Consider the following 17,911-nt stretch of genomic DNA (forward strand, 5'->3'; position numbering starts at 1 on the left):
TCTACCTTTGATATTTTAAGATTTGGTAAACCAAATTTCGGGATTCGCCTGTGCTCACGTAGTTATCTACGCTCCGCAGGCTCACCGCTTATTTGACTTCCAAATCTTAAAATATCTGCGGTATATGACTACTATGTAACAATATATAACAACTATTTTATAACAATTACTCAAAGTGTTGAAAAAATATTTATTATTTTTTTTATTTCTATTTTGCTCAATTAATACACTTGCCAGTATTTGGGGTACTATAGGTGATTGTCTTAGTGATCCTTGTAATTGTGGGCAAAGTGAAAGAACAGAAACTTGGAATAAAGGTCCGAATCAAATAACAAAGAAATATAAAACGGGTGCAAATTGTCCTCCTTGGAATAAAAGTGATGGTCGTGGTACGGATAATTGCTTATTACAATTTGATTATCCGGGTAGATTTACGCCTTTTGTATTAAATAGATGTGCTCAAGAGTCACCAGACAGTAGTTATTTTACTCCTAAAATAACTATTAGAATTCAAAGCTGTAATGCTGCTGCTTGCTGGTCTCAGAATGCTAATTTAAATTGGGATGGACAATGCGTATTATGGCCAACTGGTTATGGTTTACCGCTAACTAGAGTTTGTGCCAGAATTGCAGTGCCGGAAATGCCACCTCCTCCTGGAATAAATTCTAATCCTTCTCCTGCTGATCCTGGCTATACTGCAGGATTTCATCTTAATAAAGTTGGTTTTACCGAAAGTGACGATACTATAGTTGGGGTAGACGGACAAATACTTACTATTTCTTCCCCTAAGCTTTGTGCATATAGTGATCCAGGTCTTGTAAATCTTGTGTCAGATTCAGGGGCACATACTGATGCTCTGGACTGGAATCCTAATAGTCAACCACTACATGAAACTACTAAGCTTAGTCCAATTGCACAAGTATTAAAATTTTTAGTTACTACACTCAGCGGAGGAAATATACCAAAGTTACTAGGTACACTTCTTGGTATGATAAGCCAAGATTCAGAAATAATAAAAGTACACCAGACTATACTTAATGCCATAGGTGACTTATTTAATTTCTTCCCTAATGCTGTAATAATACCAATTATTGAAGCTTTTGGGTCTTTAAACGGTTCTGTAGATGACTATTCTTTTGGCTGTGTACAATTACCTTTAGGTCCTTACCCGCCACCATTTTGTAAAGATTTAAATGAACTTAGTGTTCCTGCGGTCATTAATAATGTGTGTAGTGTTAAAAATTCTGATGGAAAAACTTTTAATCAATCTTCAGCTGTCTCGCCTTGTGTAGTGTCAAATGTCAGAAATAATATTATTAATAATACAGTGCGTGTCAGTTTTAATAATCTTATACCTCTTTGTACTGGTGACAAGCCTGATCTTACTACTTGTGTAGAAATAAATGGACCATTTACTTCGGCAAGTGGTGCTCACACAGCTACTGTTTATACAGATTTTATTAAACCTTGTAGTAGCTCTTCAAATGGTGCTCCTTGCATTAATACAAATATAAAATTACCTTGCGATGTTGCTGCTAATGGTTGTAATCAAGGTTTTAGAATAGTGTATTCGCAGGTTATGGGTAGCCTTGAAACTCCTAGTGATTATTTTATAAGTGATATACCTGATTGTGGTACTGCAGAAGCAGGTAACTCAACTTCTTGTCAAAAAATATGGGGAGTTAATATTGGTCAGTTTGTTGATGTAAGCGTTCAATTTCCTGAAGTACAAGTTCAAGATAAAGATAATTTAATGCCAATACAGCAAAGCTTTACTTTAAATGATAATAACAATAAATCCCGAAGCCTTTATGTTTCTATCAGTAATACTAAAACAGATACACAAGATCCAGCCGATATCTGTGTATTTGAATCGAGTAGTTTAGCAGGATGCGTGTCTAGAGTAAGTGATTCATACAGTTTAGCTACTTACGAATGTGAAAAAGAATATTCGAGAATTGTTTGCCCAAGCAATACTTATTATACGCCACAATTTGTTGCTTCTATGCAAGTAAAAGATGATAAAGGTAATATTATAGATCAAACTAGCACACTTGTAACCCCATTATCATATGCTGCTGATCCTAATTCTACTGCTACAGAAAGTGTAGTAACGCTTGCTGGTTATAATTATAGTTCTTCTGTTGCATTTATCCCTAAAGATCCACCAAAATATCCGGATGATAAATATATTGCTATGCCATTTTCGGGTCCTAATGCATTAAATCAAATAACAATTTACGGCGTATATAAAGATAATATACCGCCTTATGACAATAGTGGAAATCCAAATCCAAATGCAGTTTATTTAAAATATTTGGAATATATAAATGGTAAATATGTACAAGGTGGAACGCATACCTGCTTAATGCCGAAGAATTTCCAGCATTGTAGTCCTGTACCGCCACCACCGTCAACAACACCTAGTAATCCTAATAATAATCAACAAATAAATTGTGTGCTTGCCAAATTAGATCAGCCAAATACTGTAGATTGTAGCGTATTTAAAAGTAAAGTTGCTAGTTATGCAAACCTTGGCTTATGTGAGAGCACAAGCGGTTGTTCTCAAGTAGAAACTTTATCAGGTGCAGGAGAAGGTATTACTATTTATAGCTGTGCTAACAATAGTAATTGTTATGTTAATAATGATAACCCTAATACTCCTGTATGCGTCTTAACTACAGACTATTTAAATAGGATAAGTCCTGCATCTAATTTAGGTTCTATATTAGATGCTACTCGATATTATAAAGTTATATTTGACTCTAATAGTAACCCAACATATGATGTTAAAGTTTCAGATGTAAGAGATAAAACTTGGCGAGAATTAAATCTATGTTCGCCTATTTTAGCTCCTGTTTGTTCGGCAATTACTTCTCCACAACCTGCTGATGGTAATGCATTGTGGGGTGAAACAGATATAGGAGAGTTAAGAGTAGGTACATGTCCACCTAATTGGGTAGAAATAGATCCATCTTTAGATCCATATCCAGATCTGGAACCAAAAGGAACAAGCCTTAAGCGTTATTGTTTATCAAATTTTGATAAAAAAACTATTGAATTTGAACCTTTAAAACAAAATATTGGTTGTAGAGAATCGAAAGGACTACCTATAGAAATTATTGAAAACAATTTTCCTACAAAATTAGTAAATACCCCTTATAATCCTAATACAAAAACCGGTGATTTCATTTTAAATGTTGTACCATTACAACCTGATCCTAGCCTTGGAGTAGACGCATTTCCTCATGATCCTAGAACTTTTATAGATGCATCAAATGAACCAGATAATAGTAAATTATTTACCATAACATTTAAAGTAACTTTAGATGCTATTATGGCTGATATCGATTATTTTAAAATTCTAGATTTATGGTATGATGATTGTACACTTGTATATGTTAATAATACAAAAGTTCTTAGTGCACCTATAGCTTCTCAAGATTCTTTGGATCAAAAAGCTTATTGTAATAATGGTAATGATCAAGGTATGGCGTTACAAGCTAAAAATTTACCACTTGATATCAAGCCTTATTTAAAACAAGGAGAAAATACTATAAAATTCCAGCTAAGAGTTATATATGGTGGAGGATTATATTATCATATGCAATATAAAATGCTGAGATAAGTTATGAGCTGGATTATTTTTTACACCATAATTTTTGCTTTATTAGTACTTGATTTAGGGGTTATACATAAAAAAAATGAAGTAATGAGCTTTAAACAAAGCTTACTTCTCAGTCTTTTCTATTTTACAATATCCTGTTTATTTGGCATTTATGTTTATTATAATATGGGAGCAGATAGTAGCCGTGAATATTATACTTGCTTTCTAATTGAAAAGGCTATGTCGCTTGATAATATCTTTGTTATATCAATTATCTTCCAATTTTTTACGATTCCACAAAAATATCAACATCGTGTTTTATTCTTTGGCATAATTGGCGTAATAGCTTTTAGAGCTGTAATGATTTATGGCGGGATTATGCTTATAAATACATTCTCTTGGTTGTTATATATTTTTGCCGTGATACTTATTGTTACGGGCGTAAAAACTTTTTATATATCTCACAAAACCTTTGATATACAGAATTCTTATATTTATAAGTCAATAATAAAATATCTAAATGTTACCCCTAACCTTGAGGGGGATAAATTCTTTGTTACGCGTAACAAAAAACTATATGTTACTCCTCTTTTCATATCATTAATATTAATAGAAGCAATAGATTTAGTCTTTGCTATAGATAGTATACCAGCAATATTTGCTATTACTAATGATGCCTATATTATCTACACCTCAAATATTTTTGCTATTTTAGGGCTTAGAGCTCTATTCTTCTGTCTTGCAGAAATTGTTGAACGATTTAGCTATATCAAATACTCCTTAGCTTTAATTTTAATATTTATCGGGATTAAAATATTTATTCATCATTATATAGCTGTTCCAGCTTACATTTCTTTAACTGTTACCATTACTTTATTGCTATTGGGCATATTTGCTTCTGTAATTAGAAAAAATATAGTTGACCGCCAGTAGGCTAAAGATTTAATATCCTTAAAAATTTTTCCAAGATAAATATAATGATCAAATTATTACAATTATTTACTGTTGCTTTATCCATTTTTATTACTAATACTGTTTTTGCCGAAGATAATATAAACGATGAAACCGGATTTTATATAGGAGGGGAAGGCGGTGTAGTTGAACCGGTTGTTAGCAAATTCCGTCATAAACATTCTAATACCGAAATTATTTTAAAAAGGGCAAGTATGTATAGCGGAAAAATAGGTTATACGATTTATCCGCAAATATCTGTTGAATTCTCGGCAACTTATCAACCTAAATATCGCTTACATTATGTATTACCACCGCAAAATTTGAGCAATGGCTTAACTATACCTAAAACTCCTGGGAATACTAAAGTATTTTCGAACATATATATGTTAAATCTTATTTATGATTTAGAAGAGATGAATGGTATCACTCCTTTTGTAATAATAGGTGGTGGTATAGCTCAGGTAAAAGTCAAACCTACATCTTCAAAATGGGATGTTATAAATAGCGATTATTTTAAAGTAAGAAAAACACATAAGAATTGTGTTGCTTGGCAAGCAGGACTCGGAGTTTCAAAGTCTCTTTCTTCAAATTTTAGTGTACATCTAACCGCAAAATTACAAACAGTATATCGAGTAAGAATTGATTATGACACACTTGATATGAAAACAGGACAATTTTTACCCGCAAAACCTATTAAAAAAACTATAGGTGTTGAAGAATTTGGTATAGGATTTACTTATAGATTGCCATTTTAAAAATTCTGTGAAATATTTATATGGTAGCATTGTCATTGCAAGCATTTGCTTGGAGCGTGGCAATCCAGAAAAAATAATAAAAATACTATAAGTTAGCATTTTTTACTGGATTGCTTCGTCAAAACTTACAGCTTTCCCTCGCAATGATGCTAATTAATCTAACTTATAAGGAAAAAATATGTCTTCAAAAGCTAGTAATTCTTCTAATCTTCCTGATAGTCACGATAAAACAACAAAAGAAAAACATAATACGCAACCTGTTATTAATGGGGCAATCAATCATAATACTTATGACGAAGTGCCATATGAAAGCTACCCATATTCCTTTACTAATCCTCATCATTTAAGCACTCTTGCAACTCTTTTTGGTGTAGATGCTCCTAATGTGGAAACCGCAAAAATATTAGAGTTAGGTTGTGCTGCTGGTGGTAATTTAATACCGCATGCTCTTCTTTATCCAAAGGCTCATTTTGTTGGTATTGATTTATCTAAAGTACAAATTGACGAAGCAAATAAGACTGTAAAAGAACTTGGGCTGAAAAATATAGAATTTCATCATTGTTCTATACTTGATATTGATGATTCTTTGAATAAGTTTGATTATATAATTTGTCATGGTGTAATGTCTTGGGTATCAAAAAATGTTAGAGATAAAATTTTTGACGTATGTAATAAAAACCTAAGCAAAAATGGTATAGCATATATCAGTTATAATACTTTACCTGGCTGGAATATGGTTCGCACGGTTAGAGATATGATGCTTTATCATTCTAATTCATTTGCAAATGTACGTGATAAAATAACTCAATCTAGATTATTATTAGATTTTGTTAAAGATAGCTTAGAGAATTCAAAAACACCTTATGCTGAAGTATTAAAAACCGAAGCCGGATTACTTTCAAAACAAACAGATCATTATTTACGTCATGATCATTTAGAAGAAGAAAATGCTCAATTTTACTTTCATGAATTTATGGATGAAGCTAGAAAACATAATTTACAATATTTAGCTGATTGTAACCTTTCTACTATGTATTTAGGTAACATGCCCCAAAAAGTAGTAGAGCAGTTAAAAGTCGTAAATGATATAGTTAGAAATGAACAATATATGGATTTTATTACAAATCGTCGTTTTAGAGCTACTCTACTATGTCATAATGATATAAAAATTAATAGAAATATTAATAACGAAGACATAACGAAATTTAATATGATCTTTAATGTTGTTCCTGAAAAATCGCTTAAAGAGGTTGATCTTAATAATTCTTCTGAAAGCTTAGCATTCTTTCTAAACGGCAATAAAGATAGTAATTTAACAACTGCTTCACCATACATGAAAGCTATTCTATATACTTTCAGTGAGCATCTTAATAACCCCTTAAGTTTTGAAAAAATAACTGAGGAAGCTAATAAAAAGCTACATGGTACTAAATTAAACGAAATAAAAGCTGAGCTTTTAGAAAATGCAATGAAGTTAGTGTTACAAGGTTACATTAATATCACCACTCAGAAACATAGAGAAACACCTGAGCTTAATAAGCCTAAAACTACAAAACTTGTAATACATCAAGCAAGCCATACTCCTTATATGTGGGTTACAAATTTGAAACATGAGCCAGTAGGTGTTAATTTCTTTGAAAAACTTGCTATTAGATATATGGATAGTAAGCCTGATAAGGAAGCTATTATTGACGCAGTAATGGGTCATGTAGTAAAAGGTGAAATAAACTTAAGTAAAGACGGGCAGAAAATAGAAGATCAAGAGGTAATACGTAAACAGCTAGAAGTATTATTTATGCCGATGATTGATAAATTTGCTGCTAACGCTTTATTGGTTTAATACTTTATGTCATCCCGTGACTTGATTACGGGATTCCATAATACAAGCTGTGATATAAGATCCTGCGATCAAGTCGCAGGATGACAATATAAAAACTATGACCATATTTTTTTATTTATTTACAACATTAATCGTAATTAGCAGTCTATGCGTTGTTTTGAGCAAAAATTCCGTATATTCGGTGTTATGGTTAATTTTTGCCTTTATTAATGGCTCCGGACTTATGATACTGCTTGGTGTAGAATTTTTAGCCATGATGCTGATAGTTATATATGTCGGAGCAGTAGCAGTATTATTCTTATTTGTGATAATGATGCTGGATATGCATTTTAATAAAGCTATAATGCAGCTAAAAGAAAAGCCTATCTTAAGTATTTTTGTATCTTTGATTATGTTTGCTGATTTAGTAGTGATTATTTTACTTAGTACTAAAAATATTCATTTTAGTTCTGATCTATCGTTTGTCATAGCAAGTGATGTATCAAATACTAAAGCGATAGGAAAAATATTATATACTGATTTTATGATACCCTTTCAAATTGCAGGACTTATTTTATTTGTTGCTATGATCGGTTGTATTACCTTAACTCTTAGAAAACGTGATGGAGTAAAACGTCAGAATATTACAAAACAACTTTCACATAATAAAGAAAATGCTATATTAATGACTAAGCCTTTTATAAATAAAGGAATTGAGAATATCAAATATGAATGAATATATAGGGATTAATCACTATTTAATTTTAAGCAGTTTGGTTTTTACTATTGGGATGCTTGGATTATTTATGCATCGCAAAAATATTATAAATATATTAATGTCGATTGAACTAATGCTGCTTGCAGTTAATATAAATTTTGTTGCTTTCTCGGTATATATGCAAGAATTATCGGGGCAGATTTTCAGCATCATAATTCTAACTATAGCTGCTGCTGAAACTTCTATTGGTCTTGCGATATTATTGATATATTTCCGTAATAAAGGCTCGATTGAAGTTACAGATATTAATCAGATGAGGGGATAAAGATGTATCAAAGCATTGCTACAATGATTATTGTATTACCTCTTGCTTCTGCTTTAATAAACGGATTATTTGCAAGTAAAATGGATGAAAAGCTAGCTTCTATAATTGCAACCTCATTTTTATCATTATCAGCATTATTTGCAGCGATAATATTTTGTCATACTGGTCTAGACGGGCATATAATCCATATAAAATTATTGACATGGATTAAAGTAAGCCAATTTAAGGTAGATTGGTCGATTTATATAGATCAGTTAACAAGCATAATGTTTATAGCCGTCACATGGGTATCTAGCGTCGTGCATATTTATTCTCTTGGCTATATGGCAGAAGATAAGGGGATAGTACGTTTCTTATCGTTTCTGTCACTGTTTACTTTCTTTATGTTAATGCTAGTATCGACTGATAATTTCTTACAATTATTTTTTGGTTGGGAAGGGGTTGGGGTCTGCTCATATTTACTAATTGGTTTTTGGTATTCAAAAGAATCAGCAAATAAAGCGGCTATTAAAGCTTTTGTAGCAAATAGAGTTGGAGATTTTGCCTTTATTTTAGGTGTAATAACGATTATTTTTTATTGTCATTCGGCAAATTATGAAGATGTATTTTTACTTGCTCCAAAATTAGCTAATACAAAAATATTACTCGCTGGTCTTGAATTTTCTGTTCTTGATATTAGCTGCTTATTGTTATTTATAGGTTGTATGGGTAAATCTGCACAAATAGGCTTGCATGTTTGGCTTCCTGATGCAATGGAAGGACCTACTCCTGTATCTGCACTAATTCACGCAGCAACTATGGTAACAGCAGGTGTATTTTTAGTAGCACGCTGTTCATATTTATTTGAATATAGTCCCTTAGTTCTACAGTTTATTACAATTATTGGTGGTATTACTTGCCTTTTTGCTGCAAGCATTGCTATTATGCAAAACGATATCAAAAAAATTATCGCCTATTCAACTTGTAGCCAGCTTGGTTATATGTTTATGGCTTGTGGAGTATCAGCATATAATAGTGGTATATTTCATTTAGTAACACATGCTTTTTTTAAAGCCTTACTATTTTTATCAGCTGGTAGTGTTATACACGCAGTTCATGAGCAGGACATATTTAAAATGGGCGAGCTGCGAAATAAGATGCCTATAACTTATGGAAATTTTTTAATTGGTTTGCTTGCGTTAATAGGGATCTATCCGCTTGCAGGGTTTTATTCGAAAGATTTAATTTTAGAAGCGGTTTATAGTAGTGGATCGTTTATGTTTATATTTGGTATATTAGCTGCAATACTTACCGCTATTTACTCAATGAAAATAATTATATTGGTATTTCACGGCAAAACTAGGTTAGCAAAAGATGTTTTTGAGCATGCTCATGAACCTCCTAAAGTAATGAATAATCCTCTTATATTATTAGTAGCAGGAAGCTTTTTCAGTGGGATGATCGGTTATTATCTGCTTTCAATGGATAAACCAAATGGTTATTTCCATGATAGTCTACTTAATTTACAAGTTTATAAGCTATTAATTACTCATCCACCGTTGCATATTAGGTTATTACCAATGATAGTGGGGATAATAGGTATTATTGCAGGGATTTGTTTATATAAGTCAAATTCTATTATGTCATTCCTGCGAAAGCAGGAATCCGGTAAAGATAATTGCTTTATCAAAATATTAACCAATAAATATTATTTTGATGAGCTATATAATTTCTTAATAATAAAGCCGATCAACTGCTTAGCTTATTTATTTTATTCTGGTGATCAAAAAATAATTGATCGTTTTGGTCCAAATGGTTTTGCTAGAAGTGTTAATTGTTTCAGTAGATTGACCGGCAAAACCCAGACTGGATACGTTTTTAATTATACTTTGTATGTAGTATTTTTCATGGTTGCAGTAATAAGCTGTTTCATATGGCTAGGAGTAAGTTTGTAGATGCTAGAATTACCAATCATATCAATTACTATCTTTCTGCCTCTAATAAGTGTGCTATATATTTTGCTATTCATTAGTCAAAGCAAAAAACCCGATAAGCAAATACATACAATGTATGTTGCGGTGCTGAGTAGTGTTTTAACATTCATCGCAACTATATATATATTAATAGAATTTGATTCATCTAACCCAGCTTATCAATTTGTTGAACGATATAGTTGGCTTGATAAAATTGGGCTTGAATTCCATGTGGGTATTGATGGTATATCAATATTTTTTCTAGCTTTAACTTCCTTTCTTACTCTTATTTGTATTATTGGGAGCTTATTTACTGTTAAAAAATATATTAAAGAATATTTGGTATGTTTTTTATTGATGGAATCTTTTTGTATAGGAGCATTTACCTCAATAAATTTATTATTATTCTATTTATTCTTCGAAGTAATATTAGTTCCAATGTATATTATTATCGGAGTATGGGGTGGTGAGAATAGAATATATGCTGCTGTTAAATTCTTCTTATATACTTTTTTTGTCTCAGTATTTTTCTTATTATCAATTATATATATTTATAGTAAGATTCACAGTTTCGATTTAAGCAATATCGGTGAGTTTACTAATAATTTTCCTTTGCATGTGCAACAAATTTTGTGGTGGGCTATTTTTATTGCCTTTGCCATCAAAATTCCTATGATTCCGTTTCATACATGGTTACCTGATGCTCACGTACAAGCCCCTACCAGCGGATCAGTTATTCTTGCTGGTATTTTGCTAAAGCTTGGTGGCTATGGTTTTTTAAGGGTATTACTGCCACTTCTACCTAACGCATCACAAGAATTTGCAATTTACGTAATTTGTCTTAGTGTTATTGCTATAATATATGCCTCCCTTGTCGCCTTAGCCCAAAAAGATATGAAAAAAATGATCGCCTATTCGTCTATTGCTCATATGGGTTATGTCACTATAGGTATTTTTAGCTTTACTAATAGCGGAATTAGTGGGGCATTATTCCAAATGCTCAGCCATGGTATAATTTCTTCTTGTTTATTTTTAATAGTTGGCACTTTATACGAAAGATTACATACTAAAGAGATAGCTAAATATGGTGGTGTTGCAAGTAAAATGCCAGTGCTTGCCACGTTTTTTATGATTGCAATGCTTGGCTCTGTTGGGTTACCTGGCACTAGCGGATTTATTGGTGAATTTTTAAGCCTGCTTGGAATTTATGAGGTAAATATAATAGCAACTTTCTTAGCAGCTCTTGGTATTATTCTTGGTGCTGTTTACATGTTGAAGCTATATAAAGAAGTTATGCTGGGCGAAATTACTAATAAAGAAATCATTAATTTCAGAGATTTATATAGTTATGAAGTAATCTCAATTGCTCCTTTAATATTACTAATTATTTATTTCGGTCTAATGCCAAGTTCTATTTTAAATGTATTTCATTTGTCAGTAGAGAATTTGTTAGTTAAATTTTTCTAGTTGATTATAAAAGATTCAAGTGTTACTCTAATTATAGAACTTTAAATTGAGGTCTATATGTTAAAAAGAATGGAAAAAACAGTTAAAGACGTAAATGAGAAGCTAGATGATGCAAGTAGAGCAGTTGGTCAGGACGTTAATGAAGCAACAGGAATAGATGTAAGTCATGTTGTTAACCCAGAAGCATCTGACCATAAAGAAGCTTTAAGAAATGCTCGTGAAAAATTAGGAATCGGTAACAGCCAAGAAAAGGATAATATAGAACTTGCTGGGGATAATGATGAAGTTGAATTACACTAATAAAATATCATGAAAGTTAAATCTAGCATAGTATCTACAATTTTCTCTAAATTATTTGCGGAAGAAAAAATGGTAAGTGAAAATTTACCATCTTCTGCTAATAATATAACTGATATAAGCGAGGAAAGCCAATCTCTGGAAAATAATTCTAATCATGATATAGTGTTATTAGGGCTATACTAAAATGTTATCATTCCATCAATTAAAATTTAGTATATATCAAAAAAAATTGTTTGATAATCTAAGCATTACTTTTCTTAATTCTGCTATTACTTATATAAAAGGAGCTAATGGTTGTGGTAAAACTTCGCTATTACGCATGGTAGCGGGCATTATGCAACCAAGTAACGGTAATATTTTCTACAGAAATCTTAACATTAACAATATTACTAAGCCGTATTGTACTTATATTGGTCATAATTTAGGTCTAAAGCTTGAGATGACTGTTTTTGAAAATCTAAAATTCTGGTCAGAGATTTATAATTCAGTTGAAACTCTAGATGCTGCCATTCATAATTTTAAATTATATGATTTATTAGATGAGAAATGCTATACTTTATCCAGTGGATTACAGAAAGTTGTAGCTTTAGCAAGACTTATTGCTTGCCAATCAGATCTATGGTTGCTTGATGAAGTTGAAACCAATTTAAGTAAAGAAAATAGAGATTTACTAAATAACTTAATTGTCATGAAAGCAAATAGTGGTGGTATTGTACTTCTATCTTCTCACACCGAAAATCATATTAAATCAGCACAAATATTACAACTTACTTGAAGTATTAAATGAAATACTATAAACTCAAAAAGTTCATAACTTCTTATTTATAGGAGTATACTCGTTTTATTTGAAAAATTGGCAGCGTTACTTTTTGCTTATAATCCGCTACTATACTAGTATGTACGCTGCGGTTATAATCTTCAAAGTCGATTCCTCTTTTCCAAATAAAACTTCATCTACTAATTATTCATTTATTAGAGGTATATATTATGCAAGTAATAAAAGCTTTAGAACAGGTCTTAGCAGATAGCTACGCCTTATATTTCAAAACACAAAATTATCATTGGAATGTTGAAGGGGCTGAATTTAGAAGCCTACATTTATTATTTTAAGGACAATATGAAGATTTAGCCGAAAGTCTAGACGAGCTAGCCGAACGAATAAGAACTTTAGATGCTAAAGTTCCAGCATTATCAAATTTAATCTCTTAGGGTTTAATTCCCCGAAGGTCTGCTTCGTGATATACTAGATGCATGGAAGAAAGCAGTTATATACATAAAAGTGATAATGTCACAGTACTAATATATCATTTAGTAACACCGGCAAAGTATAGAAGAGTAATATTCAAAGAGGAACTAGACGATTATTTATGTAAAATTTGTGAGGACATAGAAGCTCGTTATGAAATTAGATTTTTGGAAATAGGAGTAGATAAAGATCATGTACATTTTTTACTACAGTCAATACTAATGTATAGCCCAACAAAAATAACTCAAATCATAAAAAGTATTACATCTAAGGAAATATTTAAGAAATATCCAAATCTTAAAGAAAAATTATGGGGAAGTGAGTTTTGGAGTAAAGGATATTTTATGAGCACAGTAGGTAAACATGGTGATGAGCGGAAATTACGTAATTATGTAAAAAATCAAGGTTCAGGCAAACCTTCTTATAAAGCATTTCAACAAAAACAGTTAAAACTTTTTGGATAGATACCTCGTAGCTCTGCTGCGAGGAGTATCATTAAAACTAGCATCTATAAGCGAGCCGAATCCTAATGCTTCTGCAAATGAAATGCTAAAAAGTCTTGTAAAAGATCAAGATATTATTATAGATACTTTATATAAAGGTTTAAAAATCGCACAAGCAGAGGGTGACGAGGGAACTGCCGATATGATTATTGGACGGATTAAAGTACACGAGAAAAATAGATGGTTCTTAAAAAGTAGTATAGCCTAATGTCATCCCTATTCCCGTCATTGCGAGCCACTGAAAGTGGCGTGGCAATCTCAGGAGTATAGTACTGTTTTATGAAATTGCCACGTCGAGGCTTTGCCTATCCTCGCAATGACGTTAATGTCTATGACACCAAGTAACCAAAACAAACAAACCAACGAAGTAAAAAAATAAAATGGAACAGTATGATATAGCCGTGATAGGTGGTGGACCTGGCGGATATGTTGCTGCAATTAGAGCAGCACAATTAAAGAAAAAAGTTGTATTAATAGAGAAAGAGCATTTGGGTGGAGTGTGCCTTAATTGGGGATGTATTCCGACAAAATCTTTGCTTAAATCTGCTGAAGTGTTTGAGTATATAAAACACGCTAAAGATTATGGAATTGATGCTGGTTCTGCTATAATCGATATTAAGAAGATAGTCGAGCGTTCCAGAGAAATCTCAAATAAACTAGCCGGCGGCGTTAAAATGCTACTTAAGAAAAATAAAGTTACTGTTATAGATGGAGTAGCAAAGCTTGAAGCAAATAAGGTAATAAATATTGATGATAACCTTAAAATAAAAGCAGATAATATTATTATAGCTACCGGAGCAAGAGCTAGAGTTTTAAAAGGATTTGAGCCAGATGGTAAACAAATTTGGACTTCAAAGGAAGCCATGATACCGCAGCATGTGCCGAAATCTATGATTATTGTAGGTTCAGGTGCAATTGGTATAGAATTCGCCTCATTTTATAATGCTATTGGGGTGGATGTTACAGTCATTGAAGCTCATAGCAAAATATTACCGGTGGAAGATATAGAGATTTCAAACCTTGCCCATAAAAGTTTTGAGAAGAAAGGCATAAAAATTATTACAAATGCTAAGCTAATTAAGCAAACAAAATCAAAAGATGGTTTAGAAATTGAACTAGAGCTAGCTGGTAAAACACAAAAATTACAAGCTGAAATTCTGCTTATGGCAGTAGGTATTGTAGCAAATACTGAAAATTTAGGACTTGAGAAAACAAAAGTTAAAGTAGAAAACGGCTATATAGTTACTAACGGCTTAATGCAAACAGCTGAAGCAGGAATTTATGCAATAGGTGACGTAGCAGGTGCACCTTGTTTAGCACATAAAGCAAGCCATGAGGGTATTATTGCAGCAGAAAGCATAGCAGGCTTAAAACCTCATGCTATCAATAAGCATAATATCCCTGGTTGCACTTATTCTTCACCGCAAATAGCAAGTGTTGGTTTGACAGAAGAAGCAGCAAAAGCCTTAGGTCATGAACTGAAAATTGGCAGATTTCCTTTTATGGCGAATGGTAAAGCTCTAGTTGGTGGCGAAGCTGATGGCTTAATTAAAACTATATTTGATGCTAAAACCGGTGAATTACTTGGAGCTCATATGATAGGCTCGGAAGTTACCGAATTAATACAGGGATATGTAGTTTCAAAGAATTTAGAAGGAACAGAGCTAGATTTAATTAACACCATATTCCCGCATCCGACTTTATCGGAAATGATGCACGAGTCGGTGCTAGCTGCTTACGATAGGGCAATACATATTTAATTATAATTTATGATAATATTACCTTTATTAAGTATTTTGGGGCTAGCGGGATTTTTTGCTAATATATTTAAAACTAGATTTACGTTTTTTTTGCCTATAGTAACTACTATATTGGTAGCAATCTTAACTTTATGCTCTGTAACGGGAATATTATATTATGCCACTTGCTTAATAACTATTATAGGTATAGTAGCTCTTATATATGATTTATATAAATTTGCTGAATTAAGATCAAACATTCTTCAGTATAAAATAGAACTTTGCGTTTTAACGGCTATTACTTTTAGTTATTATCTCTTTTTGCATACTACTTATCTCAATATATGGGATGATTTGGCTTTTTGGGCAGTATACACTAAAGAATTGATAAGCTATAACGATATATTCCCACAAAATAGTTTAACCTCTATTCTACCTTCTCATATACATTATCCTCGGGGTCCAAGTATATTTCATTATTTTATGTTATACTTCCCTGGCTATTCTGAAAATGATTTATTGTTAAGTCATTTTATTTTACAGATGCTATTCTTAGCACCATTAATGGCAAATAAATATTTTGTACAAACTATTTTATTAGTATCGCTAGTTTTGCTCTTTCCTGTTCAAGAAAGTTTTGTACTGCGAGCAATTTATAATGATGGTTTGATAGCATTTATTTTTTCGTCAGTATTAGTTATTTTCATATTGGAAGATAATAAATATAAAGCATTATTAATGGTAATGCCTATTTTATTATTTATGCCGTTATTTAGAGAAGTAGGTTTATGGTTGTCGTGGTTTGCTTCTATAATGATTTTTTGTAATTTGTTAATAGATGATAATGAAAAATTAAAGTCCTTGAGTGTAAAAATTGGGGTATTAATAATATTATTAATTTTACCATTTTTAACAAATTATCTTTGGTTTATGTATGTTGAATCTCACGTAGCTCTAGGAAGAGAGCCGCATTCTCTAGATCAATTTGTAAAAATTGTTTCTTCATTATTTAATAAGGAAGCAAAAACTATTAATATAACATCCTCTTATGTTAATATTGTCTTTAAAACGTTAGGAAAAAAATCATTTTTATGTATTTATGGTATTTTGTTGCTTACTGGAATTAGCATACATAAATATAAACCTCAATATTTAAAAAGCTTCTTAATTTTAGTAATTACTGCCATTTTATGCTTTATTATATTTTTAGCTTGGAGACTATATTTATATATAGTAATGGCAAATACGATATATTCCACACCTAGTGGAATTGATTTAGGTTGTGTTAAAAGATATGCAAGTAGCTATGGGGTAATTTTTATGGCAATCAGTTGTGCTTATCTTAAAAAAACGTTATTTTATAAAGAGCTAAGTGCATTTAGTAGACATAAAATAACAAAAATTTTAATTACTGCTGTGGTAATAATTTTTACAGTATATGTAGTAAGTTCTTTATTAGTACTTTTGTGGAAGATGCCTAAGCTAAGTACTCAATCTGAGAATCAATTATCATTAAAATCTCAAACTCTGATTGTTTATGAGTTACTATCAAAAGATTTTCAAGTTGATTTTGACTTTGATAATAATTATTCTACAACAGAAAAGACTTTTATATGTTATAAGTTAGCCTATTTTCTTACTCCTTATTTCAACAATGAAATGCGTTCAAAATGTGTTAGCCAGTCTAAGCTGGATGCGAATTACGTAAGTGAGGTTAACAAGAACCAAATAGAATCTAATATAGATATACAAGAGCTTTTAGAAAATTCTAAAGAATATCAATGCAATATAAAATATTATCCGATATATAATAATATAAACATAAAATGTGCAAAGTATTAAGCTATGAATAAAGATATTTTAACTCAGAATTATGCAGTTGCGTTATTTGATAATGCTAAATCTGATAATACTCAAGATAAGATATTAGAAGAAATTAATCTAGTGAATAGCATTATTGAGGATAATATAGAGGTCAAAGAGCTGTTATCTTCCCCTATAGTAAATAAAGTTGATAAAATTGGCGTGATTAATTCGCTGGTAAAAAATATTAAAATCAGCAAAATAATGCAAAATTTCTTATTATTGTTGATAAAAAATTCCCGTACTTCTATCTTAGCAGATATAGCAAACATATATAGTAAATTATTATATGAAAACAAGAATATTAAAATAGTGCAGGTTATTTCTGCAAGTAAATTGCAGCCAAAAGAACAAGACTGGGTTAAAACAAATATCGAAAAGGAACTAAAACAAGAAACAAAAATAAATTTTGAAATAGATCCTACTATTATAGGGGGAATCGTGATCAAATATGATAGTATACTGCAAGATTGTTCGATAAAAGGTAGTTTGGATAAGATAGCTAAAAGTTTAAAGAAAGTTGATATTAAGGTTGCTGGTTAGGCTTTATGTCATTCTTAGCAACGGCGGAAATCCAGCAATTGTAAAATACAAATATACTAAAATCTTAAAATTAAAAGTGCGACTTATTTCGCTTTTTTCTAGATTCCTGCTTTCGTAGGA

The 17,911-nt window shown here is 31.4% G+C and carries 15 protein-coding genes and 3 pseudogenes; 17 read left to right on the forward strand and 1 reads right to left on the reverse strand.

Features of this window, described 5'->3' with window-relative positions; translation table 11 throughout:
- Positions 1 to 2 precede the first annotated feature (2 nt).
- Positions 3 to 128, reverse strand: a pseudogene (locus tag ACOAL3_RS10110) (palindromic element RPE5 domain-containing protein); the annotation flags it as partial.
- A 47-nt stretch (positions 129 to 175) separates the two neighbouring features.
- Here ACOAL3_RS10110 and ACOAL3_RS10115 point away from each other — a divergent pair.
- The 17 genes and pseudogenes from ACOAL3_RS10115 to atpH all read left to right on the forward strand — a co-directional run bounded on the left by ACOAL3_RS10115 (position 176) and on the right by atpH (position 17,791).
- Complete coding sequence (locus ACOAL3_RS10115; protein WP_419234982.1) at positions 176 to 3,628, forward strand: hypothetical protein; 3,453 nt, start codon at positions 176 to 178, stop codon at positions 3,626 to 3,628.
- A 3-nt stretch (positions 3,629 to 3,631) separates the two neighbouring features.
- Positions 3,632 to 4,540, forward strand: a complete 909-nt coding sequence (locus ACOAL3_RS10120) for a TerC/Alx family metal homeostasis membrane protein (RefSeq protein ID WP_419234983.1) — start codon at positions 3,632 to 3,634, stop codon at positions 4,538 to 4,540.
- A 44-nt stretch (positions 4,541 to 4,584) separates the two neighbouring features.
- Positions 4,585 to 5,316, forward strand: coding sequence for an outer membrane protein (locus ACOAL3_RS10125; RefSeq protein WP_419234984.1), 732 nt, complete (start codon positions 4,585 to 4,587; stop codon positions 5,314 to 5,316).
- Between the two features lie 178 nt (positions 5,317 to 5,494).
- Complete coding sequence (locus ACOAL3_RS10130) at positions 5,495 to 7,156, forward strand: methyltransferase regulatory domain-containing protein (RefSeq protein WP_419234985.1); 1,662 nt, start codon at positions 5,495 to 5,497, stop codon at positions 7,154 to 7,156.
- A 97-nt stretch (positions 7,157 to 7,253) separates the two neighbouring features.
- Positions 7,254 to 7,871, forward strand: coding sequence for an NADH-quinone oxidoreductase subunit J (locus tag ACOAL3_RS10135; protein WP_419234986.1), 618 nt, complete (start codon positions 7,254 to 7,256; stop codon positions 7,869 to 7,871).
- Positions 7,864 to 8,178 (forward strand): NADH-quinone oxidoreductase subunit NuoK, encoded by a 315-nt coding sequence (nuoK, locus tag ACOAL3_RS10140; RefSeq protein WP_395477008.1) that lies wholly within the window; start codon positions 7,864 to 7,866, stop codon positions 8,176 to 8,178. The genes ACOAL3_RS10135 and nuoK overlap by 8 nt, the downstream gene beginning before the upstream one ends.
- Before the next feature lie 2 nt (positions 8,179 to 8,180).
- Positions 8,181 to 10,112, forward strand: a complete 1,932-nt coding sequence (gene nuoL, locus ACOAL3_RS10145; protein ID WP_419234987.1) for an NADH-quinone oxidoreductase subunit L — start codon at positions 8,181 to 8,183, stop codon at positions 10,110 to 10,112.
- The gene (locus ACOAL3_RS10150; RefSeq protein WP_419234988.1) at positions 10,113 to 11,597 is read left to right on the forward strand and encodes an NADH-quinone oxidoreductase subunit M; all 1,485 of its coding nucleotides are present in this window, start codon (positions 10,113 to 10,115) and stop codon (positions 11,595 to 11,597) included. It abuts the gene before it with no gap.
- Between the two features lie 69 nt (positions 11,598 to 11,666).
- Positions 11,667 to 11,897 carry a hypothetical protein gene (locus ACOAL3_RS10155; protein ID WP_419234989.1) on the forward strand — a complete coding sequence of 77 codons (231 nt, stop codon included), beginning with the start codon at positions 11,667 to 11,669 and terminating at the stop codon, positions 11,895 to 11,897.
- A gap of 9 nt (positions 11,898 to 11,906) precedes the next feature.
- Positions 11,907 to 12,080: a hypothetical protein gene (locus tag ACOAL3_RS10160; protein ID WP_419234990.1), complete on the forward strand. Its 174-nt coding sequence runs from the start codon at positions 11,907 to 11,909 to the stop codon at positions 12,078 to 12,080.
- Between the two features lies 1 nt (position 12,081).
- Positions 12,082 to 12,672, forward strand: coding sequence for a heme ABC exporter ATP-binding protein CcmA (ccmA, locus tag ACOAL3_RS10165; protein WP_419234991.1), 591 nt, complete (start codon positions 12,082 to 12,084; stop codon positions 12,670 to 12,672).
- Between the two features lie 212 nt (positions 12,673 to 12,884).
- Positions 12,885 to 13,100: pseudogene (locus ACOAL3_RS10170) on the forward strand (Dps family protein); the annotation flags it as partial.
- Between the two features lie 48 nt (positions 13,101 to 13,148).
- The gene (tnpA, locus tag ACOAL3_RS10175) at positions 13,149 to 13,607 is read left to right on the forward strand and encodes an IS200/IS605 family transposase (RefSeq protein ID WP_419234992.1); all 459 of its coding nucleotides are present in this window, start codon (positions 13,149 to 13,151) and stop codon (positions 13,605 to 13,607) included.
- Positions 13,608 to 13,638: 31 nt separating this feature from the next.
- Positions 13,639 to 13,854 (forward strand): annotated as a pseudogene (locus ACOAL3_RS10180) (Dps family protein); the annotation flags it as partial.
- A 172-nt stretch (positions 13,855 to 14,026) separates the two neighbouring features.
- Positions 14,027 to 15,406, forward strand: coding sequence for a dihydrolipoyl dehydrogenase (lpdA, locus tag ACOAL3_RS10185; protein WP_419234993.1), 1,380 nt, complete (start codon positions 14,027 to 14,029; stop codon positions 15,404 to 15,406).
- 9 nt (positions 15,407 to 15,415) lie between these two features.
- Positions 15,416 to 17,227: a hypothetical protein gene (locus tag ACOAL3_RS10190; protein WP_419234994.1), complete on the forward strand. Its 1,812-nt coding sequence runs from the start codon at positions 15,416 to 15,418 to the stop codon at positions 17,225 to 17,227.
- 3 nt (positions 17,228 to 17,230) lie between these two features.
- Positions 17,231 to 17,791, forward strand: a complete 561-nt coding sequence (gene atpH / locus ACOAL3_RS10195) for an ATP synthase F1 subunit delta (protein ID WP_395477016.1) — start codon at positions 17,231 to 17,233, stop codon at positions 17,789 to 17,791.
- Positions 17,792 to 17,911: the final 120 nt, after the last annotated feature.

This window comes from Rickettsia endosymbiont of Nabis limbatus (assembly GCF_965196655.1).
In the GTDB taxonomy this organism is placed as follows: domain Bacteria; phylum Pseudomonadota; class Alphaproteobacteria; order Rickettsiales; family Rickettsiaceae; genus Rickettsia.

Coding starts and splice junctions, on each gene's coding strand:
- ACOAL3_RS10190 (WP_419234994.1), top strand. CDS start 15,416: ATGATAATATTACCTTTATTAAGTATTTTGGGGCTAGCGGGATTTTTT.
- ACOAL3_RS10155 (WP_419234989.1), top strand. CDS start 11,667: ATGGAAAAAACAGTTAAAGACGTAAATGAGAAGCTAGATGATGCAAGT.
- nuoL (WP_419234987.1), top strand. CDS start 8,181: ATGTATCAAAGCATTGCTACAATGATTATTGTATTACCTCTTGCTTCT.
- nuoK (WP_395477008.1), top strand. CDS start 7,864: ATGAATGAATATATAGGGATTAATCACTATTTAATTTTAAGCAGTTTG.
- ACOAL3_RS10150 (WP_419234988.1), top strand. CDS start 10,113: ATGCTAGAATTACCAATCATATCAATTACTATCTTTCTGCCTCTAATA.
- atpH (WP_395477016.1), top strand. CDS start 17,231: ATGAATAAAGATATTTTAACTCAGAATTATGCAGTTGCGTTATTTGAT.
- lpdA (WP_419234993.1), top strand. CDS start 14,027: ATGGAACAGTATGATATAGCCGTGATAGGTGGTGGACCTGGCGGATAT.
- ccmA (WP_419234991.1), top strand. CDS start 12,082: ATGTTATCATTCCATCAATTAAAATTTAGTATATATCAAAAAAAATTG.
- ACOAL3_RS10120 (WP_419234983.1), top strand. CDS start 3,632: ATGAGCTGGATTATTTTTTACACCATAATTTTTGCTTTATTAGTACTT.
- ACOAL3_RS10160 (WP_419234990.1), top strand. CDS start 11,907: ATGAAAGTTAAATCTAGCATAGTATCTACAATTTTCTCTAAATTATTT.
- ACOAL3_RS10125 (WP_419234984.1), top strand. CDS start 4,585: ATGATCAAATTATTACAATTATTTACTGTTGCTTTATCCATTTTTATT.
- ACOAL3_RS10130 (WP_419234985.1), top strand. CDS start 5,495: ATGTCTTCAAAAGCTAGTAATTCTTCTAATCTTCCTGATAGTCACGAT.
- tnpA (WP_419234992.1), top strand. CDS start 13,149: ATGGAAGAAAGCAGTTATATACATAAAAGTGATAATGTCACAGTACTA.
- ACOAL3_RS10135 (WP_419234986.1), top strand. CDS start 7,254: ATGACCATATTTTTTTATTTATTTACAACATTAATCGTAATTAGCAGT.